The organism is Caldicellulosiruptor kronotskyensis 2002 (assembly GCF_000166775.1).
GTDB lineage: Bacteria > Bacillota > Thermoanaerobacteria > Caldicellulosiruptorales > Caldicellulosiruptoraceae > Caldicellulosiruptor > Caldicellulosiruptor kronotskyensis.
The window spans coordinates 489064-513783 of the sequence record NC_014720.1 but is presented as its reverse complement, the minus strand read 5'-3'; the positions used below and the strand labels follow the sequence as shown (position 1 = coordinate 513783).

The following is a 24720-nucleotide window of genomic DNA, read 5'->3' as shown; positions in this document are numbered from 1 at the left end:
GTTTATTGTGTACCTTTTTGTTTATGGTTCTCTTCTTTCACATAACAGTCATAATTATCTTCTAAGTGGTTGCAAATTTATTGGAAATGCTATCTTAAACGGTTATGCCCTTTACAAGATAAGCTGGTATCCTGCAATAGTACCCAAAAACGGATGCAAGGTAGCCGGTGAGGTTTATAAGGTTGATGAAAATACAATTGAAAAAATAGATGACTTTGAAGATGAAGGAGAAATTTATAAAAGACAAGAAGTTAATGTCGTATTAAATAACTCTGAGATTATAAAGGCATGGACATATGTGTATCTACGTGAAGTTGATGAAAAAAATTATATTCCTTTTGAAAATCAGCCGTGGAGAGAATAAGGCAAAAAGGCTTTATTCTCGTTTTTTTATTCTTGGTGGTATTTTCTTTTTCACATATTCACTTTCTGATTTTTTAGAGATAATACTCACATTACCATCCATTTCCAAAACAGCAAGCTCCACATCTTCAAGCAACGCCACTCCATGTTCTCTCACAGTTTCAAGCAGTTCTTCTTTTGTAATTTTTACTTTAGCTAAATTTTTTTCATTTATTTTCCCTCTGTAGACCAATATTAACGGTTCACCTTCAAGTAAATGTTCTATTTTCGGAAACCTATATACAATAAGTTTTATAACAAAGTTTACTGCAAATAGAGAGGTTGCTGAAACAAGTCCACCGAAAAGACTTGAATCAGATCCTACCATAGCATTTTGAACAGAATTGCTGAGGAGCAAAACAAAAACTAAATCGGTAATCGATAGCTGCGAAATATCTTTTTTGCCAAACAGCCTAATAGCAATGATAATAAATATATACACTGATATTGAACAAAATGCTATGTAAAGATATTTTAGCATTTTCTTAAAACTCCTTTTATAACTTAAAATATTTGTATTTTGCTAAGATTTATTATGAAATTCTTTCTCTTCTAATTTACCAAATCAATTTCAAACCACAATACCTTTAAAAAATACTAAAAAATGATACACCAGATTTGCTCATATTATGCCAAATGAGATAAATCTGCAACATCCAAAAGTTTTTTCAAAGAATTCTTCCTATGCTTTAGTAGGATATATTCGATATTTATATGCCTTCAGCATTTTCTTTTCTCACCTTGACTTTCAATGTATTTTCTAATTACTTCAACTGGTGCACCACCACTTGTCAGCAAACAATAACTTCTTGACCAAAAATATTCCTTCCATAGTTTTTGCTTAATTTCAGCAAATTCCTTTTTTATAAGTCTTGAAGAAGCACTTTTATAAGCATTTATAAACTTGGAAAGTGATGTTGTAGGAGTTGCATTGAACAAAATATGCACATGGTCTTTATCATGATTCCATTCAAGAAGGGATATGTTGTAATTAGGTTGAATGTATTCAAAGATTTCTCTTAATCTTTTTGAAATTCTCTCATCTATTACATCCCTTCTATATTTTGTTACTAAAATCAAGTGGTAGTAGAGAAGAAACACTGAATGTTTATTAGTATCAAATTTCATTATTATCACCAGTTCTATTATATACCAAACCAAATTGTCATCAACCGCAATTCATCTTCACCTTATAGAAAATGGAGACTTCTTACAGAATATTTATTAAAACTTGGTAATATCAGCGTAAATCTTCATCTTCTAAATTTTTAAAGCTCTTTGTAAACAAATCTTTACCATACTTTTTCTTTTACTTTTCTGCCACCTTATAGCAATATTTACCATCTCTTGGCAACACTGCAACAAAATTCATTACTTTCTTTGATAGAATAAGTGAGAATGTGGATTTTTGCTAACTTTCCATATACCAGCCAAGACTATTTTCTGAGTTTGTTTATCAAGTTTAAAAAGTTCTTTTTTAGCTTCTGGCAAAAAGTTACTTGCCACATTTTATTCTATCTCCACCGATTCTGCTAACTTATCAATTTCTTCAAGTGTAAAGCCAGCTTCTTCAACCACTTGTTCGAAAGTAGAACAATCTTCTTGTTTTAAATTTTCAGTTCTTTTGAGGGCCAGAAGCAGGAGCTTATAGTCCTCATGTGCCTGTATAAGTTGGTCATATAAATCAATAGGTATTATAACTGCCTGTGGCTTGTTGTTTTTGATAACGAGAAAATTCTTTTTCTTTTTAGCAACTTCATCAATAATTTTTGAAGCTCTGCCTCTTGAAAGTTCACTTATCGAAATCATATGCGAAACCAATTCTTTCAAGTTGGAGAATTTCATTTGTTGAGTACTTAATTTGACTTCCGACATTTTAATACTACCCTTCATCGCTCTTCTATTTGAAATTAGACATGAAGTACACATGAATTTCAATAAAAAGTTAATGAAAATTTTCATGATTTTTTAAGATAATACTTTAAAAAAATAGACCGCCAGAGCTAAGATATTTGATATACTGGCAGCCTTTTTTGTTTTATTTTATCCTCTCAATCTTTGTGCCTTGGGGTGTGTCCAAAACTATATAGCCTAAACTCCTTAGATCATCTCGTATCCTGTCCGCTTCAAGAAAGTTTTTAGCTTTTCTTGCCTCGTTTCTCTTTTCAACAAGCTCTAAAATCTCTGGTGGAATTTCATCCTTTTTCTCTTCATATTGCTCTAAGATTCCTAAAATGCTGCAAAGCTCTTTTAAAGTGTCTCTTGCCAAAATCAGTACATCTTTTGAGCACGTATTTGAATGTGTATTTATTTCTCTTACCATCTCAAAAAGATATCCTGTTGCCTCGGCAGTGTTGAGGTCATCTTCCATTGCATCTATAAATTTTGCTTTTAGCTCTTTTAAGACAGCTTTAAGTGTACTGTCGCTACTATTTGACGTTGTTCCGTTTTTAATCAAATATTCAAGGTTTTCATAACATGTGTAGATTCTCTTCAGCGCGCTTTCTGCCTGTTCAATCAAATCAATAGAAAAGTTCAGAGGCTTTCTATAGTGAGCCTGAAGCATGAAAAGTCTCAGAGCCTCTGGATGATACTTTTCTATGATCTCACGCACAGTAAAGAAATTCCCAAGCGACTTTGACATCTTTTCATTGTTTATATTCACATACCCATTGTGAAGCCAAAAACGTGCAAAAGGTTTCCCTGTTGAAGCCTCGCTCTGGGCAATCTCATTTTCATGATGAGGAAAAATCAAATCCTGTCCGCCTGCATGAATGTCAATAGTCTGCCCAAGGTATTTCATTGCCATAACAGAACACTCTATATGCCAGCCGGGTCTTCCCTCACCCCAAGGTGAACTCCATGCTGGCTCACCTTCTTTTTTAGCCTTCCACAGGGCAAAATCAAGCGGGTCTTCTTTCTTTTCGTTCGGGTCAACGCGCGCGCCAGCCATCAGCTCTTCAATGTTCTTGTGAGAAAGCTTTCCATACTCGGCAAATTTTCTTGTTCTAAAATACACATCACCATCAACCACATATGCATAACCTTTATCAATCAGCGTTTGTATCAGGGCTATCATATCTTCTATCTCTTCTGTTGCCCTTGGATTTTTGGTTGCTCGCTTGACATTTAATCTGTCTGCATCTTTGTAATACTCTTGTATGAATCTCTCAGCAAGTTCAAATACGGTTACACCTTCTTTGTTTGCTCTGTTTATCATCTTATCTTCTACATCTGTAAAGTTCTGAATGTAGATAACCTCATATCCTTTGTACTCAAAATAACGCCTTAAAGTATCAAACACAATCAAAGGCCTTGCATTGCCGATGTGGATAAAATCATAAACAGTTGGACCGCAAACATACATCTTTACTTTGCCTTCTTCTAAGGGTTCAAACTCCTCTTTTGTCATTGTCAGAGTGTTGTAAAGCTTCATACTCTTTTAATCTCCTTTCATACTCGGCAAGTTTTTTCTCCAAAGCCTCTATCTTGGCCTCAAGCCTGCAAATCTGCATTGCAAGCGGGTCGGGAAATCTTACTTGGTCAAGCTGTTCTTCAACAGTTGGCTTTTCCTTTTTCTCCTTTCTGACAACTCTTCCTGGTACCCCAACTACTGTTGAGTTGTCTTCAACCTCACGAAGAACAACTGCATTTGCACCGATTTTCGTATTATCCCCCACCTTAAAGGGTCCTAAAACCTTAGCACCAGCACCAATTAAGACGTTGTTTCCAATTGTTGGATGACGCTTACCTTTTTCTTTACCTGTTCCACCTAATGTAACGCCCTGGTAAATTAAAACATCGTCGCCAATCTCAGCTGTCTCACCAATGACAACACCCATGCCATGGTCTATAAATACCCTTCGACCAATCTTGGCACCGGGATGTATCTCAATACCAGTTTTGTGCCTTGCACGCTGGGAAATCCACCTTGCAATGAAGTACATCCTGCGGTTGTAAAACCAGTGAGCTATTCTGTGATATATAATAGCCCACAGGCTTGGATACAAAAGAGTTTCCAGCCTGCTCTTGCAAGCCGGGTCCTTTTCCATGATAACATCCATCTCTTCTTTAATCATCTTGAAAAATCTAAACATACTCTCAAAAACTCCTTTACAAACCTATAAAAATTCTTAATTTAATTATACCACGTTTTGAAGAATTCCAATCGTTTTAGTATGTTTTCTTTCCCCACAATCTCAATTATCTCAACAAGCTCAGGACCGTGTGTTTTGCCAGTCAAAACAACTCTTATCGGCATAAACAGATTTTTGCCCTTGTAACCTGTCTCTTTTTGAATCTCTTTGAAAAGTAGCTTAATAGCTTCTGGAGTCAATTCATTCATCTGCCTTATCTTATTTTCGAATACATTAATTAAATCCTTCACATGATCCCACTTTAAGACCTCTTTTGCTTCATCTTCTTCTATTTTTATTTCATTATTGAAAAATACATCAACTCTGTCTTTGATCTGAGATAGATAATCCAGTCCTTCATACACAGATTTTACTATCTTCTTGAGCCATTCAAATTTGGACTGTGCCTCATCCTCTTTGATATATCCTGCTTCAACAAAGTACGGTATGCACATCTGGGTAAGCTCATCCAATGACTTTAGTTTAATATGCTGAGAGTTTATATAATTTAGCTTATCAATGTCAAATATTGCAGGATTTTTTGAAACTCTTTCTAATGAGAAATTCTCAATTAGATATTCCATGTCAAATATTTCCTTATCTTCTGGTGGTGACCAGCCAAGCAGAGCCAAGAAGTTTATAAGTCCTTCTTTTAAATACCCTTGATCTTTATACTGCTCAACCCAAGTAGAACCGTGGCGCTTTGACATCTTTGTTCTGTCTTTTCCAAGTATGAGCGAAACATGAGCAAACTGCGGAAGTTCAAACCCAAGCGCATTGTAAATTAGAATCTGGCGTGGAGTGTTTGAAAGATGCTCTTCACCCCTTATAACATGCGAAATCTTCATTAAGTGGTCATCTATGACAACCGCAAAGTTGTATGTGGGAATTCCATCAGATTTGACAATTACAAAGTCGCCTATGTCATCACTCAAAAACTCAACATTGCCTCTTACCAAATCATGGACAACTATCTTAACACCTTCTGGCACTTTGAACCTTACAGTTGGTTTTCTCCCCTCCTGCTCAAATCTTCTCTTCTGATCCTCTGTTAGGTTTCTACATTTTCCTGTATACCTTGGCATCTGACCTTTTGATAAAAGCTCTTGTCTTTGAGCCTCAAGCTCCTCTTCTGTGCAGTAACAATAGTATGCGTAGCCTTTTTCAAAAAGAACATCAACATATTTTTTGTAAATATCCACTCTTTCTGTCGACCTATAAGGACCGTAGGGACCCCCTACCTCAACACCTTCATCCCACTCAATCCCAAGCCATCTCAAACTCTCTATTATAACCTTTTCAGACTCAATAGACGATCTTTCTAAATCTGTGTCTTCTATCCTTAATATAAACTTTCCCCCATATCTTTTGGCAAAAAGGTAATTAAAAAGTGCTGTTCTTGCACCGCCTATGTGAAGATGCCCTGTCGGACTTGGTGCAAACCTTGTTCTTACTTCCACTGTATTTCTCAATCCTTTCTTTTTGAGATTTTAAAAACTATTGAAAGGCTATTTATCTTGTTTTGAACGAGCAAAACATCTCTCTTTTTAAAGTATAAACTTTGAAAAATCTGTAGTCAATCCAAAAAATAAGGGCTGAACTTAAAACTCTCCCTTTATTTTGAAATATCATCTCAGATGAGACTCCTCTTTAGACCCTGTAACAAACTTAACTGCCATGTGCCATGCTCTTACCTCTTCAGGCGTATAGTTTTCATGAATGTTTCGATGGTCGTTCTTTTCTTTTATCTTCTCAAATAGCAAATTATATACTTATCTTCTTTGAAGTTTTCTATCATTTCAAAATACACAATATCCAAGGTCCATCCCCCCAAAAAGCCTTTAAAAAGGCTTAAAACTCTTTAAAAAAGCAAAAAACTCCTGCCCGCACGCTTTACGGACAGGAGTTATCAGCCACAAAGTATTTGAACTTCTTGTGGCAATTTAAAGCGAATTTCATCGCCTTAGTATTTAACTTTTCTTCTATAAATTAATTATGCTAAGTTTTGAAAAACAAGCTTTAGGAACTTGTTTTTTTTCAATTTATACCTTCTTTAATTTTTTTATTTCTTCAGGTGTAAGACCCGTATACTTTGAAATAAGCTCTATAGGCTGATTATCTTTTAGCATCTGTTTTGCAATTAATTTCATTGCGCGTTTCATACCTTGTCTCATGCCTTGCTTCATTGCCTCTTTAGCAATTTTTTTCTTTTCTCTCTCAATTCCCTGCTTTATCTTTTCAGCCGTGCTTGAAAACATCTCATCCACCTCCAATCCTGATTTTTTAAACATCTCTTCAGCTTCTTCTTCACTAACACCATAAGACCTTAAAATAACCTCATACAACCAATCAGCTAATTCTTCTCTCTGTTCCCAGTTAAGATGTATTTTCCCTCTTAAATTCAATATCCTATTTAGTACCCTTTCAGGATTATTAGATACTTGGTCAATATACATTGCTATTGCTAGTACGTTTGACGCACTAATTAACTTCTCCTCAGGTATACTTTTGATATCTAAGAATATTATCTTGAAATTTTGTGCGTACTCTGGAAAATCTTCTGCAAATAGGATAATTTCGCTATACTGTTCATTAGGCTTCCAATGACTTATACCATTATACAGCACAATTGGCACAACTACTGGTATTTCACCATTTACTTTGTTCTTGAGCTGAATGAGATGCATATATTCATATAATCTGTGTAAAATTCTCTTGTCCTCTCTACTTTGAAATTCAATAGTCAAACAAAAGAAAGAATCTTTATATTTTATCTTATACACTATGTCTGAGCTTTTCTTTTGCCACTTTTTATTTATCGACTCGGTTGCAATAATCTCTACATCACTTTTTTCTAATCTCTTAAATCTTTCTTCATTTAAAACATTCTGTAAAAACCAAATTAGATTCTCTTTATTAGAAAACAATTTTTTGTATCCTTCATCATACTTTTTATAAGTCTTCATACTTTTCTCCTTTTTGCAAAATCATATTTATTGCAAAAATCAGGCTATTTTTATTATACCTCATTTCAATTATCGATAACAATAAACTTTTGCATCTAGGATAGTGTCAAGAGTTTGTAGGAAAAAATTTTTATTAGAATATACCTGCGTTATAGAAGTTACAACTAATCAAAGACTTTAATGCTCTTTGTAACTGGTTAACTTTACCATTTGCTATAACTGGTATATTATTCCACTTTTCCATACCTTTTCGTACTCTTTTCCCGTTCTTTATAATTCCTTTTGCTATTTCTTTAACTTCTTGCCTTTCTGCCTTCTTGGCTTTTATCTTCTCTAAATATACATTCATAAGTTCAAAACCATTGTATTTTAAACTCAATAACTTTACCATGTTCTCTGCTATATCTTCACTCCATCCTCTTGGTCTTGAACTCATCCTCTTTGCTAATACATGACTTACATGCCCTTCTGCACTACATCCCTTTATATTAACATTCGCTGCTTCTAATATTATATTATCCCAGTGGGGAGTTAAAATAAAATTGTGTCCACTGTATAATTATGTATAATTAGTATTGAAATAATCATCAAGGGGGCTACTTAAAATGAATAAAAACGAAATTTATTGAGCCTGCTAAAAACATGGCTCAAGAAGCAAGTATTAAACAAGTATTAAATATGTATTGCTTCCTGTGATGACTCTATCCGCCAAGCTTCTTTAGCAACTACAAGTAAAACTTGCTCGATTGTTTTATGTTATAGGAAAGATAAGTAACCCTTGCTAAAAATGACAATGACAAAGGCAATGGTTTTTATTGAAGTAAAACTTGCAACACCTGCCCTGTATCTTTAAATCTCTGTCCCTCGCACACGCCCTTAGAATTTCCCACCTTCTATCCTCTTCTTTCCGCTACAAAAGAGTTGATAGTTTGACTGCCTCCCTTCTTATGTCGCAAGTACGTCAATGGTTATTATTGAGCTTTCCCTTCTCAAGACTTTGAAAGCTTTGAATCTTCCATATTCCGAAAATGAAATACTAAAAATCAAAGAAGACCTTAAAAATGAGCTTAAGTTTCTAAAAAAGAGAACTACCAACAAGTGCTTTTGCTCTTATCATCGACGGTTATTCAAAAACGAAGTTAAGGACAATTCTAAAAGCAAAACATGCTACTTGCAATGCCAGCCTCGGTATCGACTCAAGAAAGGTAAAAAAGATATCTTTGGTATTCTGCCCTTTCTTCGGCAAAGAAAATAAGGTTGATTGGATGAAAGTTTTTGACGATTTAATTACAAGAGGTCTTAAAGAAGTTTTAATTGTCACAAGTGATGACTTCCCTGGTATTATAGATGCTGTCAAACTTGCTTACCCTCTTGCTGACCTTTAGCTTGCTTTTGTCCACCTTGAGCGTAATGTCAGAAAACATATGACAAAAGATTTAGCTTTCAGCTTTTAACAAGAGTTTGGATAAAATCAAAATCTCTTCTTCTGATTTCGATGAAGCTGTACTGAAATTTAAAGAACTTTGCGATGGATACCTTTCAAAATATCCTCGATTTTATTGCTGCAATATCAGAAAAAGCAGAGTTTTTTTCTGTTCATATGAAATACCCTGAGGAATTAAGGACGCATATTCTTTGCTACAGAGGCCGCCTTGCGTGTAAACAGCATGATTGAAAAGACAAGAAGTAAATTCAGGTGGATACTTTCAGGGCTTTCATAGTCTTAGAAATTAATATTTACTTAACAAGAAGAGAACTTACGCCGTACAAAATGGAAAAATGGAGCTTTTCAGTGTTAGAAAATGCATCAGTAACATAACCCAACTTTACAACTTACGTTATAAATTGGAAACACAAAATTCTTGACAAGTCTCTAAGTTCAATTGAATATTCCGCTAAATCCTTCTCCCTTTTCACTATCTTCTCTAATCCTTCCTCAAAAGTCTTTAAAAGTTCTTCTATTTTTGATACAATATTTTCAGTCATTTTGCTCCCTCCTTTGGTTTGTTTTTCCTTTTTCTTTTTTATTTTTTTCATCATTATATTCCACATTATTTTTTCTCTTCTACCAAGAGGAGGGAGGTTTTTCCATCAAATGTCCTATAAATATTTTACACTAAGCAAAATAATGGGAGGCTGTTTTGTCTTTAACACAGCCTCCCTTAAACAGACACCAAAACCTTATAATTATGCTAACATTACTTTATCACATTAACCTTATAGAACGCATCAACATTCTGTTTTGTTACAACCATTGTACCTGTGTCGACGTATGGTGGGAGTGGATTTATACCATACTTCTGCCAGTTGTCAACAGGATTTACTATACCATGTTTGAGATAGAACAGGAATGTCATGCCCCAGAATCCCATGTTCCATGTACCTTGCGCGATTGATGCATCAATGATTCCTTGCTTTATGAGGTCAAGTGTTCCTTTGTCAGTGTCAAAGCTTACTATTTTAACCTTGCCAACCTTGTTAGCTTCTTTGATAGCTGTTGCAGCACCAACACCACCAAGAGCGTCTGTGCAGAATATTCCTTTGATATTTGGATGAGCCTGGAGCATAGCAGAAATCTGTCTTGCAGCTTTTGTCTGGTCGTTTTCATCGTTTACAATTGCAACAACTTTAATTCCTGGGAACTCTTTCTTGAGAGTATCAATAAACCCTTGTTTTCTCTGCTCATGGTTGAGCTGTGCAGCAACTGTTGAGATGCCAACCTCGCCTTTGCCACCCAAAAGCTTGCCAAGATATCTTGCAGCCATTGCACCTGCGTTATAGTTTCCAGTTTCCAAAACTGAATATCTGCTTGACTTTGGTGAATCTGCGTCAAATGTTATAACAGGAATTCCTTTCTTAATCGCCTCATCAATTGGGGCTTTTAGAGCGTCAGGGTTTGCACAAGTGACCAAAATTCCAGCTGGTTTTTTAGCAATAACCTGACGAAGAACAGTAACTTCTTGGTTTACATCAAACTGTGGTGCACCTGTGTAGATTGCTTTTACACCGTACAGGTCTGCTGCAGCCTTCATACCTTTAAAGCAACCTTTCCAGTACTCAATACCAGAAACAAATGTCACCATGTAATACTCCTCATTTGGACTTCCTTTTAACTTTGGATTGCCGCTGCTTGCTTGAGTAATGTCCTTTGAGCTTGGAACAAGAGCATAAGCTAAAGACACAATGAGCGCAACCGCCAAAAAGATCGAAAGGTACTTGTAAAAATTCTTCTTCATAGCCTACCAAACCTCCTCAAATATAATTTTTATTTATTTTAACCCCTGTTGCCTACTAACTTTTCTCAATGTAGGCAACAAGAAGCTAAAACCAAACCTTTAATTTTAAAATCTTCTATGATTTTTTCTGATGTGTTAGATAGTCAATTGTCACAGCTGCAATCAAAATTACACCACTTACTAAGTTCTGCCAGTAGACAGAGACGTTCAAAAGCACAAGCGCGTTGTTGATAATACCTACCAGGATTGTACCAAGAATTGCGCCAAGAACTGTTCCTTCACCGCCTGCCAGTGATGCTCCGCCAATGACACATGCTGAAATAGCATTGAGCTCTGAGCCATTTCCAGCTGTTGGTGCAGCAACCGAAAACCTTGAAAGTGTAAATATTCCAGCAATTCCTGCTAAGACTGACATTAAAACATATACAGAAATCTTTACCTTTGGAACATTTATACCAGAAAGCTTTGCTGCATTTTCGTTACTACCAACATAGTACACAAGCCTGAACGGTGCTGACTTTCTCATCAAAAAGTCAAATAGGATTATGAGTATGATAAAAAACAGGATGAAAAATGGAATCCCCAAAACCTTACCCTGACCAAGAAAATCAAAGCCTTTTAAGTTCCCGTAAAGTGAAAGAGGCGAACCTTGAGTCAGAACATACGCAGCACCTCTTGCAATACCCATCATAGCAAGCGTAACAATAAGAGGTGGAATTCCAATTCGCGCTATAAAATATCCATTGAAAAGCCCAATCAGAGCACAGATAACAAGAGCTATAAAAGAACCTATCCAGATGTTCACACCATAGCTAAGATAAAGCCCACCTGCAATGACAGCCGAAAGCCCCAGAACAGAACCAACAGAGAGATCTACCCCGCCTGAGACAAGTACAACTGTCATCCCTATTGCCAAGATACCATCTGCTGCAAGACCTAAAGCTGTTGTTATCAAGTTTTCTGCAGTCAAGAAGTTTGGACTTAGGACCGATATAATAGCGCTTATTACAATTATGATGAAAATCAAAGTAATTTCCCTAAATCCCATCAATTTTTTTAGTAGGCTTTTGTTAGATGATGTATTTAAAGTAGTATTTGACATTTTTAAGATGCTCCTCCTTTCTCGCAATTAAGTTAAATTACTTGTGTGCAGCAAGCTGCATGATGTTCTCTTCTGTGATTTTTTCTCCAGAGAGTTCTCCAGTTATCCTTCCTTCTCTCATGACAAGTACCCTGTCACACATTCCAATTATCTCGGGAAGCTCAGATGAGATTAGAATAATCCCTATTCCGTTTTTTGCAAGCTCTCTTAAAAGACTATGAATTTCTGCCTTTGCACCAACATCTATTCCACGTGTAGGCTCATCCAAAATCAAAATCTTTGGATTTATAGCAAGCCATTTTGCTATCATTACCTTTTGCTGATTCCCACCTGAAAGACTCATAACAAGCTGTACATATGATGAAGTTTTTACATTTAGTTTTTTAACATACTTATCTGCAAGCGAAAGTTCATGATTTTTGTCAATCAAAAGCTTTTTGTAATCATATTTGAGATGTATTGCCGAGACATTGTGCGCAACAGGAAGTTTTAGAAAAAGACCAAACTGTTTTCTGTCTTCTGTAACATAACCGATTTTATGCCTGATAGCATCTTCAAACGAGTTTATCTCAATCCTTTTTCCTTCAAGATAAATTTCCCCACAATGCTTTGGCAAAATTCCGCAGATTGTCTGGGCAAGCTCAGTTCTTCCGCTTCCTACAAGCCCTGCAAAACCTAAAATTTCACCTTCTCTGAGCGAAAATGAAACATTGTAAACCTTGTCAGAGCTAATGTTTTCCACCCTGAAGATCTCTTTGCCAACAAAAGTGCTCTTTGGTGGGTACATCTCTTTGATTTCTCTTCCCACCATCAGGCTTACAACCTGGTCAGGGTTTGTCTCAGACGTATTCAGCGTTTTGATGTATCTGCCATCGCGAAGGACAGTGATTCTGTCTGCAAGCTCAAAAATCTCACGTAGCCTGTGAGAAATGTAAAGAATGCTTATTCCTTTTGCCTTTAAATCTTTTATGATTTTAAAGAGCACTGCTGCATCAGCTTCAGACAAAGCCGATGTTGGCTCATCCAAAATCAAAAGTTTGCAGTTAAATGTAATTGCCTTTGCAATCTCAACAATCTGCTGTTGCGCAACGTTCAAGTTTGCAACCTTGTCAGTTGGCTTTATGTTCACCTCATCAAACAAAGACAAGACCTCTTGCGACATCTTGTTGAGCGTCTTATAATCCACAATCTTTGCTGACTTTTCTGGAAGCCTCCCTATATATATATTCTCAGCAACAGTAAGATGCGGACAGAGCGCAAGCTCCTGGTGAACTATGCTAATGCCAAGATTTTGAGCATCTCTTGGAGACCTGATATTTACCTTCTTGCCCTCAAGGTATATCTCACCTTTGTCTGGAAGAAGGCTTCCTGATATGATATTCATCAAAGTTGACTTTCCAGCACCGTTTTCACCAACTATTGCATGAATTTCAGCTTTGTTTACAGAAAACGAAACATCAGAAAGTGCAACTGTCCCTGGAAAAATCTTTGTAATTCCATGCAGCCTTAAAAGTTCGCTATCAGTGCAGCTTTTCATGCAAATCTCACCTCGCTTTGTTAAAAATTATTGTAGTTTTGTTAAATCTATTTACTCTGATTTATCATTTGCTTTTCTATTTATATATATTCTACACCAAAATCAAAAATCCTTCTTTTTTAATCAAAAAATTTTTATTATTTTGAACGATGTTATCAAAAGTGTTCAGATTGTTGACAGGCTTGATAAAATGTAATACACTGAAGAAAAGAAAACGTATTAAACTTGTTCACATACAACTTTTTCGGTGATATAATTTTCATATAAATTGCAAAAGTGGTGAATATTGATGCTTGTTGCAGAAAGGCTAAAAAAGATAAAGGAAATACTTCTTCAGAAAAAGCACATTGACGTTGCAACACTTGCAGAACTTCTGAGCGTTTCAGAGGTAACAATCAGGCGTGACTTAGACAGGCTTGAGAGCGAAGGATTTTTGATAAAAACTTACGGCGGGGCAATCTTGAAAGAAGAGGCAGCAAAGATTCTATCACCTACAATATCAGAAGACTCTGAAAAAGAAGCAATAGCAAAAGTATGCTCTTACATGATAGAAAGTAATCAGGCGATAATCCTTGCTGGTGGAAATATATTAAGGCTTGTTCCAAAGTATATAAAGGAAAAACAAAACATAATAGTTTTGACAAACGACCTTCTTTTGGCAATAGAGTGTGGAAAGCTTTCCATCCAGACAATTGTGACAGGTGGTTATATTGTTGGAAATACCTTCACCTTGGCAGGGCCTATGCTTGTAAATCCAAATCTTGATATTTTTGTTGACAAGGCATTTATTGAGGTTGACGGAGTGTCTTTAGAGCGCGGTTTTACTGTCAACAATGTTGAGTTTGCAAATGCATATAAGTATTTTAAGTCAATTGCCAAAGAAACAATTATTGTTGCTGACTCCTCTAAGTTTGATAAAATTTCACTTTTTCAGATTGCAAAGGTTGATGAGATCAAAAAGGTTATAAGCGACACAAACGTACCTGATGAGTATAAATCATTTTTCTTTGAAAACGGCACACAGATATTTTGCAGTTTTGACTTTTCTGACCTTGAAAGAGAGGTTTGAAGCTGTTATGTCAATTGTCTTAGAAAATGTATCAAAGAAGTTTGAAGAATTTTATGCCTTAAAGAGAATTAACCTTGAATTTTTTGAGGGCGAAGTGCATGTAATATTAGGTAAAAACGGTTCTGGCAAGACTACTCTAACAAAGCTTATCAACGGAACATACCAGCCATCTGAAGGAAGAGTTATAATAAACGGCAAGGCTTTTTCAAGCCTAAATCCGCTTTTGGCAAAGTCGCTTGGGATTTTCACTGTGCATCAGGAACTTTTATACTTTCCGCACCTTTCTGTTGCAGAAAATATCTTCATTGAAAACAAGCCAAAAAATAGTCTTGGATTTATCAGTACAAAAAAGATGTTAAAACTTTCTTCTGAAATCCTTGCTAAAATGGGTGTTAACATAAATCCAGAGGCAAGTTGCAAAAACCTTGGCACATCTCAGCTTCAGGTGATAGAGATTTGCCGTGCACTTGTGCAAGATGCAAAGGCTATTATATTCGATGAGCCAACAGCCGGCCTTACTTCGTATGAGATAGAAAACCTTTTTAGAATTATCAAGGAGCTAAAGCAAAAAGGAATCATCATTATATTTGTCACAAACATGGTGGAAGAAGCACTCTCTATTGCTGACAGAATAACAATCCTGCGCGACGGCGAGGTTGTGGCATCTGATAAAGTAACAAGCTTTAATCTGAACAGGGCAATTTCCCTCATCTTTGGAAGCGTAAACAGAACATATCCAAAGCTAAAAGTAGAAAAAGGCCCGGTTATTTTTAGCGTCAAAAATTTAACAAAGTCTGGGATAATAGAGGATATATCGTTTGATGTAAGAAGTGGCGAGGTGTATGGAATAGCAGGGCTTGTTGGCTCTGGAAGAAGCTTTTTGGCAAAAGCGCTTTTTGGTGCTGAAAAAGTAGACTCGGGAGAGATTTTTATTAAAGGAAATTTTTTGAAGCTTTCAAGCCCATCCGATGCAATAAAAAATGGCATTGCATTTATGAGCGAAGATAGGATTGGCACAGGACTTTTTAAGACTTTGAACATTGCAGATAACATTATCTCATCTAATATTTGGAATATTGTAAATGGGTTTTTCATTGACTCATCACGTCAAGAGAAGATTGCAAATTTTTTTATAAAGCGGCTTGGGATAAAGCCAAAGGAAATATCTCAAAAGATAGCAACTCTATCTGGTGGTAATCAGCAAAAGGTTTTGATTGCCAAGTGGTTATTTTCCCAATCTTTAGTATTTATTCTTGATGAACCAACAAAGGGTTTGGATTTGGCATCTAAGGTTGAGGTGTATAACATCATCAATGAGCTTGCGCGAATTGGCTGTGCAATCATTTTCATCTCCTCTGAATTTTCAGAGCTAATTGGCATGTGCGACAGAATTTTGGTTTTGAGAGAAGGCAAAAAGGTTCATGAGTTTTCAAAGAAGGAAATGGATTATGATAGAATTTTGAAAAGTGCGATGGGAATTTTAGAAAGCAAATAACAAAAATCTTGATGGTATACCACCACCAAGATTAAAACTTTTCACTCTTCATTGTCATATTGCGGCATAGGATGATAAGGATGAGGTTTTTCTTTCTTTATTATAGTTGCCTTAAACTCTCTTATCATGTCAAGCTTTTTGATTATAATATTTTGCTTTTGAATGAGCTTTTCTAAAATCTCTGCAACAAGCTTTTGAAGACTAAGCAGCTGTGAAAAATCCTCAGCTTTTGGAAGATCATGGCTCGCAACAACTCTTTTTATCTTCTCAGCCTCAGCGTTCATAAGATTTGCAATAGCCATCTCTTCCTTTGCAATAGACTCTAAAATCTCATTTATAATTTCATCTCTTGGCTTTCTGACAAATTCTGGACCACTCAAAGCTATCATCACTCCCTTACTTTAAAAACTTACACTTGGCAGTTAATCAACACTAAAAAGCATCCTTTGATTTTTCTTTTGTCTTCTGCCTCAAGATCAGCCCACTCAATATACATCTTAACATCGCAGCAGCCACAAAAGATTTTGTAACTTTCTTCCAAGCATTTGATGTTTATAAAAGCATCAACATCGTGGCACAAATGTACATTGCGGACAGATTGCTGTGGATTTGCAGCTGTGTACCTCATATTTAAGTTTATTGTACCTGTAACAACTATTTTGTCACCAAGCGGCCCGCAGATTAGCTTGCACTTTTTTCTTGTAATTTGCATCACTACCGACGAAAAATCTTCTATCTCTGGCTTTGACTCTGGAATTTCAAACTCAGCGTTTGTCAGCACTTGTTTATAAACGTGTTTTTTTACATGGTCATACTCATGTGGCTCAATTATCCCCAAGTATGAACAACCTTTTTATTATTTCCATCTTTTTCTATAGACCTTTTTAACATTGTTCTAATGTTGATTTTTGGCAACTTCTCCTATTTTATGATACTAAATTTAGCTAAGTACAGTTGATAGTGCGCTATTTAATGTTGCCCAGATGAAAGGACTGTGCATTTTTCAATTGTTCTTGGGTCAAGAAGTGATACTGTCACGTATTCAATCAGCACGTTGGGTTTCCCAACTAAAACATCGTTTAAAGTAATGCCCAATGTCTGCAGAAGCTGTAATGTGTTTGTGCCAACAGGAATCTTAAGTGGCGCTTCGATAAATGTGCAAAATGGTTCAACTACCTCATACTGGCTGTATCTGTCAAGAGTTGTAAACGTGGGAAATTCAGATACTTTTGCAATCCCTTCGATATTGATAATGTTCTTTAGTATCAACCTATCATCTCTATTTTTATTGTGTTTACATAAGTATAAAATGAAATGGAGCAAAAATGTGTGATAGGAATTTTTAGAAAGAAAAAAGATAATTCTAAAATACTATAAAAAATGAAAGGGGTTTGAAATGTTAAAAGATTTGAAAAATGAGTATAAACTGCTAAACGAAGATGCATAATATGTATTAAAGAAAAATAAAAGGATCAATCCCAGCAATGCCATCGCCCAATTTTTTCAGAGGGTTAAAAAATGGGATTATAATAAGCGTTTTATTGTGGGCAGTTATAATTGTTTTGTTGAAGATTTTGTTTTTAGTGTGTAATATATTTTGAAAATGAATTTGTAAAGTCCAATTCCTATTAAAGCCCCAATACCATCAATTAAAACATCAGTTACTTTTGCCACTCTTCCTGGAACAAATAATTGGTGTATTTCGTCACTTGCGGCATAAAAGAGGCAAAATATTAAAGAAAAAATAAAGGCTTTATAGGCTCTAATTCCACTTATTACAAATGCATTAATAACCAATATGCCCAGCACTAAGTACATTACTACATGGGCATATTTTCTTACAAGGTTGTTGAGTTTATTCATTATATTTTTTCTTGGCTTAATGTAAGTATTCTGTACAATCACCTTTTGTGTTGCTTTAACAATTTGCTTTGTCACACTTTTGCTCAGGTCATTAGACTTTGGGCCTGGCTGTGAGGATAAGGAAAAGATAATGAGCAACCATAAGTGGACTGTTGCCCAAGAAAGAAGTGTAATTATTTTTTTGCTCATATTCATTTTGCCCCTCTGTTTCGGTTAATTTAATTTTTATTACTTTCTAATTTAAGTAATTTTTGCCAAACGAATTTTTTTAAATTACATACTATATGTATAGATATAATGAAAACGGAAATTTATTTTATTTATATAAATATCTCTTCAGCTTTTTTTAAGTCATTAAAATCATCAATTTCTATCCACCTTCCTTTCAAAGGACATGGTGTAAATTTTACCTCTGATAATATTTCGTTAAGTGCCACTTCAGTCCATTGAATTAAATCTTTCTTTATCTCGACGTATTCAATTATTTTATTAAAAAATATTCTCGATCCTTCTGCTGAAAATTTATAAACATCGATAGATACACCATAAGCTTCATTTTTAGGTATCTGTTTACTTATTTCAGTTATTCGCCCCTTATTAAATTTAACCTTCATACTTTCTTCAAAAAACACTCCTTTTTCTACCACAATAGAATCAACATATTGCTCCTTGAGTAGTTCAGCAATTACTGATTCGTCAAAAAAGACATCTCCATTCATGAGCAAAAACTCCTTTCCAGCATAGCTACTTCGTGCTAGATATGCAGAATACATATTATTTGTAGTTTCATATTCATAATTTACAATAACATCTACAAATGGATAGTTTTTATTTAGAGCATTTTTTAACATATCAGCTTTATATCCTGCTACAACCGTAATATCTTTAATACCATTTTGAATTAAATTATCAAGCTGTTTAAAAATAATAGGAACCCCATTTACTTCTACCATACATTTAGGTTTAAAATCTGTTATTGGTCTAAGTCGTGTCCCCATACCAGCTGCAAGAATCAATGCTTTCATTTTACTTTAACACCTCCATAATTTTATAATACACTTCTTCTAGATATTTTTCTGAAAGCTTTATAATATCTAACACTGTAAACCTTTCAGGGCGAGTTAATTTAGCTTTCATCCATGCATCGATAAAAATATCTTTATTAATACCCAACTTATCAGGAGACACATCAACTCCAAAAGTTTTTAGAAAATCAACAATTATTTTATAATCTCTTTTTTGAAAAATACAACTAGCTATACTTCCCAATGCCACTTTTAATCCATGGGGAACATTTATATGACTATAATATTCATCCAATGCATGACTAAACAAATGTTCTGATCCGCTACACGGTCTACTACTCCCTGCTATTTCCATGGCTAATCCACTTAAAACGAATGACTGTGCCAACTGTCTAATGAAGTTTTCATTTTTCAGTTTTTTTTCTGTAGTATAAAGTACTAGATTGAGCGCAGCATCTGAAAGTAAATATGCAAAATCATTTAGTTGTATTCCTTCATATTCACACTGAAGCTTCCAATCGTATAACGCTGTATAATTCGAAACTGTATCTCCTACACCAGCCATTAAAAGATTATCAGGGGCTTCTTTAACAATATTCACGTCAATAATGATTCCGTCTGGTACTTTACATCCAAAACTTTTAGCCCGTCCATTTGTAGTTTTTAACACAGCAATAGGAGATGCAACTCCATCATTACTGAGAATTGTTGGTATACTAATATACTTCTTTTTGCTAACATATGCTGCATATTTTGCCGTATCTAATACTTTACCACCACCAAAACCTATTATCAATTCATAATCTTCTATCAAAATAGTTTTAGCTGCTTCTACCGCAATATCATAAGAACTATCTTTAACAAAGTATAAAGATATGTTTTTTAATTCATCTTTTAATTTTTCGATCACATATTTATACCTATGAAAGTTTCCCTCGGAAGTAAAAAGCATTGTTTTTCTTTTAATTAAATTACCTATTTTTATTTCTAATTCTTTACCTAATCTATTAATTATACTTTCTTCTATTGTTAAAAATATTGGTAAATTAAACAATTGCATTATTAACTACCTCTCATATTTTATAAATAATACTCTTTTAAAATCATGGTCGTTTTTTATGATCTACAGTCCGTTATATATGATTTTTAATTATATTCCATACTCTTTCACAGGATTTATTATCATTATAAACATGAAACAACGTCTTAAAAAGAGTTCTTAGCTCTTTATATGTATCTTTACCAGATAATATATTAACAATTTCATCCTGTAACTCTCTTTGGTTTTTAACTTTTGGTCCTGGAGTCCAAAAATCATAAGGTTTTAATAAAAAACCTCGTTCTTTCTCGTATATATCAATGTCATTACTTATAAACAGTAAAGGTCTGTTCAGAAGAAGATAATCAAAATAAACGCTTGAATAATCTGTTATCAATATATCAGCACTTCCAAGAATCTCATACAAATCTATTGAGTATATCTTTAATACATCTGTCGTCAAAAAAATGAAATAACTGTTGGATATTTTACTTAATTTTTTGATAAATAGTTTTTCTTCAACTGGATGCAATTTGGTAATAAATAGTATATTGTTTTTGGCTAAAAACCTATTAAATTGGTCATAATCAAAATCATCAAAACCAAAAATATTCTTATCTTTTGTAGTTCCTTCAATTCGCTGATTCCCATAATTTACTCTAAATGTAGGCAGATAAAAAACTATCTTATAAGAATCTATAGGTTGTTTTACGATGCTCTGTAACTTTTCTCTTGCATCAGTATTAAAGAGCATATCATTTCTAGGAAATCCTGTTATAACATATTTTGATCCATCTACCCCTACACAAGCATTAAGTAACGTGCTATAAAATTGAGAAGAAGATATAATATAATCATATTCACTAAAATTTTTAACTGATAATTTTTTATGGTTTATCCCTTCTGTCTTATCCATCAGAGTCATAGCTTTTAATGGTATACCATGCCATAATTGAATATAAATTTGCGTTTTTTTAAGTTTTGGATACAAATGTGTTGTAACTACAATATTGGCACTACATACTTCCCTAAAATTTTCAAAAAATACTTTTAAATTCCAAAATGATTTCCATTTTAAGTCATTTTCTGTAAGAAACTTGATATTATTGTATTTTATTGATTTTTTTATAAAATCATATAATGCCTTGGCATTAGAGCCAGAATAAGGTGTTCCATCTATTATCACTATTTTGCCTCTCTCGATTCTTATAAAAACAGCAAAAATACTTTTGAGTAAATTCTTTAGTATAGCTGACATACCCACATAAGTTAACCTCCTCTTGGTATCTTTGCTTCTATTTTTCCTTGTACTTTTAAACTGTAAACATTACCCACTAATATACATAACCAAATAAGATAAATAAATAAATTAAAATACACATACTTAGTACCGTAAGAGTTAAAAGTTTGCAGATATATCAAAAGCAATATACATGAAGCTCTTTGATATAAATCCTTAATGTGACTGATCATAAAAATCAATCCAAAAAGCAGTAAAAGTGAAAAGACATATCCATAAGCACTTCCCAATATTATTGTTGGATTTTCAGGTATAATGTTAACCTTTGCCATCTGCGACAATTCATCAGCAAGCATTGATTGTTTCAAACCATATCCAACAATGAGGTTACTAAAAAAAGAGGTTCTAAAATATTGAATTGCGATAATGCGCGATAATTTTGAATAAACATCATACTTATCTTTAAGAAAGTAAATATATGCACCAATAACAACAAGAAAAATGTAAGGAATGGCTAATAAAATAGTTAATATCTTTTTTTCACTAATCTTTGATAATATGAATAAAGAAACTGTTCCTAAAATTATAGCCAAGAATATTCCTGCTCTACTTATAGAAATTATTGTCATTATAATACCAATTATAACAAACGCAAAATCTTTTCTTTTTCGGGTTATTATAAAAATTGATATTGAAACTAACCCTACAAAAGCATAATTTAACGGGTGCTGAACCAAGCCATAACTTCTAATGTGATTCAGCGAGATAAGCATACTTTTTTTTAACTCAATCAAATCACTCTCAAATATATTCTTGTTTGTTATAAACTCAATAAGGCCTAAGATAAAATTTATTACAATCCCAATTTTCAAAATTCCCAATGAATGTATTATTTCATCAATTCTTAAATTAAGCATAATATACATAATACCTAGGGGAGTAATAAAATTCTCAACTATAATTGCTATACTCCTAAAACCTTCACTCATAATTGACGCCAAAAGTATTATAAAAACAAGAAGAGCATATATACTTAATAATTTCTTATTGCTGTTATATAATTTTGTTTTTGAAAAAAACAGAAAAATTGCAGCATTTAGAATTAGAAGACTAAATAAACTAATTTTAAATATGCCTTTATATTCAGCGCCACTATATGGTGTACCAGTTATAATTTGCTGCGATATAGGAAAAATAGTGATTAAAACTAGCAGAGAAAAATTAAAAATGATGTCTACCCTTTTCATAAAAAAAACGAATATAATGGAAACTAATGCAACTAATACAATTGTTAAAATATTATTCACCCATTCAGAAATAATTATACTGCAATTCATTTTAACATAGGAAAAGTATATTATATAATACATTGTAATAGGTGCCAAGTATAAAATTATGCGTATGGAAGCAATTTTCAATTCTCTTTTTGGTAACATAAAACATACCCATCCCTTCAATAATAGATACATGTTTATAAACTATAATTCTCACAGAACTTCTTGTGAATTTATTTATACTTCGCATATCTTTTCCAATTATAATACCATTGTATATTAACTTACCTGTAATTACTTTACAAAACTTAACAAGAATAAATAATATATCATTTTTGCAATCACGCCAATAATAAATTGTAATTAACTTGCTGAATAAATCAATATGGAAATATAATCGTTCACACCCAAATGTATTAAATTTTATATCGCATATTAGTAAATCAGTCTTATAGAAAAATGGCAAAACGCCTTTCCAAAAACTCATCCTTACGCCTTATCTCTTATATTATTCTTAATAAAGTTTAATTTAATTAATTCAAATTTTTCATAACCAATAATATTTATCACCATATTTCTAATCTTTAATTTTATCTTGTCTTTTAGCGGAAGCCAAGAACCTTGAAAATGATGGATAGTATATGTATTATCTGTGATTATCAATTTGTTTTTTTCAAGATCATAAGGGCAAAACCATTCCTTAGGGTAAATGTGCATATCATGTTCTAAAACCTGGTACTTACCATTCAACTCCAAACCATACTTCTTCATGAGGTTGCTTATTATTTGCGTATTTGTTTTTAATTTATTGGCGTCAAAATCTTGTCCATTATACCATTCTAATAATTCTTTTAAAAATGGATGTCCTTTTTCCGAACCCATAATTCCAGTTACTGCAAAATTATTACTTTCAAACCCAGTAAAAAATCTATGGCAAAGAAATCGGTCCAAGTTTTTCAGGACTTCAACATCTGTATCCATATATATTCCTCCATAATTATATAAACTCCAAATTCTAACATAATCTGATACAAAAGCATATTTTTTCAACTTATATGCTTTTGTTGTGAATTTAGTAATATGTATATCAAAATTTTGTTCGTTCCACTCTATTATTTTATAATCAGGCAAACATATTTTCCACGTATTTATGCACTTTTCAACCAATTTATTTTTTTTTCCGCCGAACCAGCAATAATGAATTATTTTTGGAATCATTCCGAGTATTCAGCTCCTTTCACAACTACAAATTCTTGATAATCTACCTTTTTCACTTTCGAAATTTTTATTCCAGTAACTACTGGAAGTAGCCAAATAAAATGCAAACATAGAGACTATAGAGGCTATTGATTGTTTTTCTAAATAATTATCTAATATTAGCAAGATATATATCAAACTTATCATTAAGGAACATACTTTAAGCATATTTTTCCCTCTCTTATATTTGATTTGCCTAAATCCACTTTGCTGACTTATGTAAAAGATTACAAAGTAAAATATTAGACCAATTATTCCTGTCTCAGCAAACACCGAAACCCATCCTGAAAACGGATAAGATAAAATACCACTGTGGAATCTTTGCATTTTAAAAATATTCATAAATCATCCCTGACAGCTACAGGTAAGCATATTAGATAACTTCACTCTCAATAAAGTTAGGTAATACAAAATTTGAGTCTCCTTTATTACATATAATCTTTGGCAAGAAAATTGACTGCTTTTGACCCGTAAGTTCCTACTCCCAAACCAATCAGATTTCGCGGAAACTTAATACTTTTCAACGCATTAGTCAAGGAGTAATACTTTAAATTTGCCGTGCCATCATACATATACATTTTCAAATTTACATTTACGTAATCTTTAAAATTAGAAATTATCCTGTCATTATAAATGTAAATCACCCCCTCAATAAATACAATAAACAATATTTTCCTGAAAATGCTAATAAGTGTTTATTATTTCTAAGCTGACCGAAAAATAAAGAAATAGGCATACCACAAAAGAAACTATCACGTGCTTAGCATCAGCAATATACGTTAAAAAAACAATACTCCTACATAGATAATTTTTCTAAAAATCGTTATATCCTTATTGAAAAAATAATATAACATACTCGCAATAAAGAAAATACCTGTTGTGCGAGCATCTTCTAATGTTCCTTTATATAAATCACCTAAAAATATGTATTTGTCCTTATATAAAATATAAGTTACATTAATTGGAATAACTTGTAATAGCATCAATTTAGCCATTAAATCAGTGTAATATTTTATCCCTTTGTCTTTAATACTTATATAAACAACTAACGTCAAAATAGGTATCCAAAACGTAATAAA

At 33.5% G+C, this 24720-nt stretch carries 30 protein-coding genes and 1 pseudogene; 5 read left to right on the top strand and 26 right to left on the bottom strand.

Translation table 11 applies throughout. The features are described from left to right. Window positions 1–7 precede the first annotated feature (7 nt). Window positions 8–364 (top strand): gamma-glutamylcyclotransferase family protein, encoded by a 357-nt coding sequence (locus tag CALKRO_RS02010; protein WP_013429455.1) that lies wholly within the window; start codon window positions 8–10, stop codon window positions 362–364. A 12-nt stretch (window positions 365–376) separates the two neighbouring features. Here the strand turns inward: CALKRO_RS02010 and CALKRO_RS02005 are convergent, their stop codons facing one another. From CALKRO_RS02005 to CALKRO_RS13220, 11 genes and pseudogenes are all read right to left on the bottom strand, one after another. After that, the gene (locus CALKRO_RS02005) at window positions 377–883 is read right to left on the bottom strand and encodes a DUF421 domain-containing protein (protein WP_013429454.1); all 507 of its coding nucleotides are present in this window, start codon (window positions 881–883) and stop codon (window positions 377–379) included. A 201-nt stretch (window positions 884–1084) separates the two neighbouring features. Beyond that, the gene (locus tag CALKRO_RS14055) at window positions 1085–1129 is read right to left on the bottom strand and encodes a helix-turn-helix domain-containing protein (protein ID WP_083789258.1); all 45 of its coding nucleotides are present in this window, start codon (window positions 1127–1129) and stop codon (window positions 1085–1087) included. After that, entirely contained in the window at window positions 1123–1530 is a 408-nt protein-coding gene (gene tnpA / locus CALKRO_RS02000) for an IS200/IS605 family transposase (RefSeq protein ID WP_013429453.1), read from the bottom strand. Before tnpA ends, CALKRO_RS14055 begins: the two co-directional genes overlap by 7 nt. A gap of 243 nt (window positions 1531–1773) precedes the next feature. Then, entirely contained in the window at window positions 1774–1908 is a 135-nt protein-coding gene (locus tag CALKRO_RS13980; protein ID WP_272940829.1) for a type II toxin-antitoxin system RelE family toxin, read from the bottom strand. A 3-nt stretch (window positions 1909–1911) separates the two neighbouring features. After that, complete coding sequence (locus CALKRO_RS01990) at window positions 1912–2277, bottom strand: type II toxin-antitoxin system Phd/YefM family antitoxin (RefSeq protein WP_013429452.1); 366 nt, start codon at window positions 2275–2277, stop codon at window positions 1912–1914. Between the two features lie 163 nt (window positions 2278–2440). Then, on the bottom strand, window positions 2441–3838 hold the full coding sequence (gene cysS, locus CALKRO_RS01985; RefSeq protein ID WP_013429451.1) for a cysteine--tRNA ligase: 1398 nt from the start codon (window positions 3836–3838) through the stop codon (window positions 2441–2443). Next, window positions 3795–4499 (bottom strand): serine O-acetyltransferase EpsC, encoded by a 705-nt coding sequence (gene epsC, locus CALKRO_RS01980; protein ID WP_013429450.1) that lies wholly within the window; start codon window positions 4497–4499, stop codon window positions 3795–3797. Before epsC ends, cysS begins: the two co-directional genes overlap by 44 nt. A 41-nt stretch (window positions 4500–4540) precedes the next feature. Further along, window positions 4541–5998 carry a glutamate--tRNA ligase gene (gene gltX / locus CALKRO_RS01975; RefSeq protein WP_013429449.1) on the bottom strand — a complete coding sequence of 486 codons (1458 nt, stop codon included), beginning with the start codon at window positions 5996–5998 and terminating at the stop codon, window positions 4541–4543. A 168-nt stretch (window positions 5999–6166) separates the two neighbouring features. Continuing rightward, complete coding sequence (locus tag CALKRO_RS13975) at window positions 6167–6301, bottom strand: hypothetical protein (RefSeq protein WP_272940828.1); 135 nt, start codon at window positions 6299–6301, stop codon at window positions 6167–6169. 279 nt (window positions 6302–6580) lie between these two features. Continuing rightward, window positions 6581–7504: an Rpn family recombination-promoting nuclease/putative transposase gene (locus CALKRO_RS01970; RefSeq protein WP_013429448.1), complete on the bottom strand. Its 924-nt coding sequence runs from the start codon at window positions 7502–7504 to the stop codon at window positions 6581–6583. A gap of 133 nt (window positions 7505–7637) precedes the next feature. Further along, a pseudogene (locus CALKRO_RS13220) lies at window positions 7638–8042 on the bottom strand (UPF0236 family transposase-like protein); the annotation flags it as partial. A 574-nt stretch (window positions 8043–8616) separates the two neighbouring features. Between CALKRO_RS13220 and CALKRO_RS14135 the strand changes: the two are divergent. Further along, window positions 8617–8889, top strand: coding sequence for a transposase (locus tag CALKRO_RS14135; protein WP_408605133.1), 273 nt, complete (start codon window positions 8617–8619; stop codon window positions 8887–8889). A gap of 311 nt (window positions 8890–9200) precedes the next feature. Next, window positions 9201–9323, top strand: a complete 123-nt coding sequence (locus CALKRO_RS14130; protein WP_408605132.1) for a hypothetical protein — start codon at window positions 9201–9203, stop codon at window positions 9321–9323. Between the two features lie 14 nt (window positions 9324–9337). Here CALKRO_RS14130 and CALKRO_RS01955 read toward each other — a convergent pair whose 3' ends face one another. The 4 genes from CALKRO_RS01955 to CALKRO_RS01940 all read right to left on the bottom strand — a co-directional run bounded on the left by CALKRO_RS01955 (window position 9338) and on the right by CALKRO_RS01940 (window position 13379). Next, window positions 9338–9556, bottom strand: a complete 219-nt coding sequence (locus CALKRO_RS01955) for a hypothetical protein (protein WP_041741510.1) — start codon at window positions 9554–9556, stop codon at window positions 9338–9340. A 146-nt stretch (window positions 9557–9702) separates the two neighbouring features. Then, window positions 9703–10740: a substrate-binding domain-containing protein gene (locus CALKRO_RS01950; RefSeq protein WP_013429445.1), complete on the bottom strand. Its 1038-nt coding sequence runs from the start codon at window positions 10738–10740 to the stop codon at window positions 9703–9705. Window positions 10741–10855: 115 nt separating this feature from the next. Further along, window positions 10856–11842: an ABC transporter permease gene (locus CALKRO_RS01945; RefSeq protein WP_013429444.1), complete on the bottom strand. Its 987-nt coding sequence runs from the start codon at window positions 11840–11842 to the stop codon at window positions 10856–10858. 37 nt (window positions 11843–11879) lie between these two features. Next, window positions 11880–13379, bottom strand: a complete 1500-nt coding sequence (locus CALKRO_RS01940; RefSeq protein ID WP_013429443.1) for a sugar ABC transporter ATP-binding protein — start codon at window positions 13377–13379, stop codon at window positions 11880–11882. A gap of 289 nt (window positions 13380–13668) precedes the next feature. Between CALKRO_RS01940 and CALKRO_RS01935 the strand changes: the two genes are divergently transcribed. Beyond that, window positions 13669–14448 (top strand): DeoR/GlpR family DNA-binding transcription regulator, encoded by a 780-nt coding sequence (locus CALKRO_RS01935; RefSeq protein WP_013429442.1) that lies wholly within the window; start codon window positions 13669–13671, stop codon window positions 14446–14448. Between the two features lie 7 nt (window positions 14449–14455). Continuing rightward, window positions 14456–15943: a sugar ABC transporter ATP-binding protein gene (locus CALKRO_RS01930; RefSeq protein WP_013429441.1), complete on the top strand. Its 1488-nt coding sequence runs from the start codon at window positions 14456–14458 to the stop codon at window positions 15941–15943. Between the two features lie 41 nt (window positions 15944–15984). On the opposite strand, the gene CALKRO_RS01925 is transcribed toward CALKRO_RS01930, so the two are convergent. The 11 genes from CALKRO_RS01925 to CALKRO_RS01865 form a co-directional block, all read right to left on the bottom strand. Beyond that, window positions 15985–16332, bottom strand: a complete 348-nt coding sequence (locus CALKRO_RS01925; RefSeq protein WP_011915850.1) for a hypothetical protein — start codon at window positions 16330–16332, stop codon at window positions 15985–15987. Between the two features lie 20 nt (window positions 16333–16352). Continuing rightward, window positions 16353–16781 (bottom strand): DUF3794 domain-containing protein, encoded by a 429-nt coding sequence (locus tag CALKRO_RS01920; RefSeq protein WP_013429440.1) that lies wholly within the window; start codon window positions 16779–16781, stop codon window positions 16353–16355. A gap of 131 nt (window positions 16782–16912) precedes the next feature. Continuing rightward, the gene (locus CALKRO_RS01915; protein WP_013429439.1) at window positions 16913–17212 is read right to left on the bottom strand and encodes a hypothetical protein; all 300 of its coding nucleotides are present in this window, start codon (window positions 17210–17212) and stop codon (window positions 16913–16915) included. Window positions 17213–17494: 282 nt separating this feature from the next. After that, window positions 17495–17995, bottom strand: coding sequence for a VanZ family protein (locus tag CALKRO_RS01910; RefSeq protein WP_041741508.1), 501 nt, complete (start codon window positions 17993–17995; stop codon window positions 17495–17497). Between the two features lie 131 nt (window positions 17996–18126). After that, on the bottom strand, window positions 18127–18831 hold the full coding sequence (locus CALKRO_RS01905; RefSeq protein WP_013429436.1) for a phosphocholine cytidylyltransferase family protein: 705 nt from the start codon (window positions 18829–18831) through the stop codon (window positions 18127–18129). A 1-nt stretch (window position 18832) separates the two neighbouring features. Next, window positions 18833–19891 carry an iron-containing alcohol dehydrogenase family protein gene (locus tag CALKRO_RS01900; RefSeq protein ID WP_013429435.1) on the bottom strand — a complete coding sequence of 353 codons (1059 nt, stop codon included), beginning with the start codon at window positions 19889–19891 and terminating at the stop codon, window positions 18833–18835. Window positions 19892–19964: 73 nt separating this feature from the next. Next, window positions 19965–21128: a CDP-glycerol glycerophosphotransferase family protein gene (locus CALKRO_RS01895; protein WP_041741872.1), complete on the bottom strand. Its 1164-nt coding sequence runs from the start codon at window positions 21126–21128 to the stop codon at window positions 19965–19967. Between the two features lie 11 nt (window positions 21129–21139). After that, complete coding sequence (locus CALKRO_RS01890) at window positions 21140–22546, bottom strand: hypothetical protein (protein WP_013429433.1); 1407 nt, start codon at window positions 22544–22546, stop codon at window positions 21140–21142. 327 nt (window positions 22547–22873) lie between these two features. Continuing rightward, window positions 22874–23602: a sugar-binding protein gene (locus CALKRO_RS01880; protein WP_013429432.1), complete on the bottom strand. Its 729-nt coding sequence runs from the start codon at window positions 23600–23602 to the stop codon at window positions 22874–22876. Between the two features lie 467 nt (window positions 23603–24069). Further along, on the bottom strand, window positions 24070–24285 hold the full coding sequence (locus tag CALKRO_RS01870; protein WP_148222748.1) for a hypothetical protein: 216 nt from the start codon (window positions 24283–24285) through the stop codon (window positions 24070–24072). A gap of 135 nt (window positions 24286–24420) precedes the next feature. Then, window positions 24421–24696: a hypothetical protein gene (locus CALKRO_RS01865; protein WP_013429429.1), complete on the bottom strand. Its 276-nt coding sequence runs from the start codon at window positions 24694–24696 to the stop codon at window positions 24421–24423. Window positions 24697–24720 lie beyond the last annotated feature (24 nt).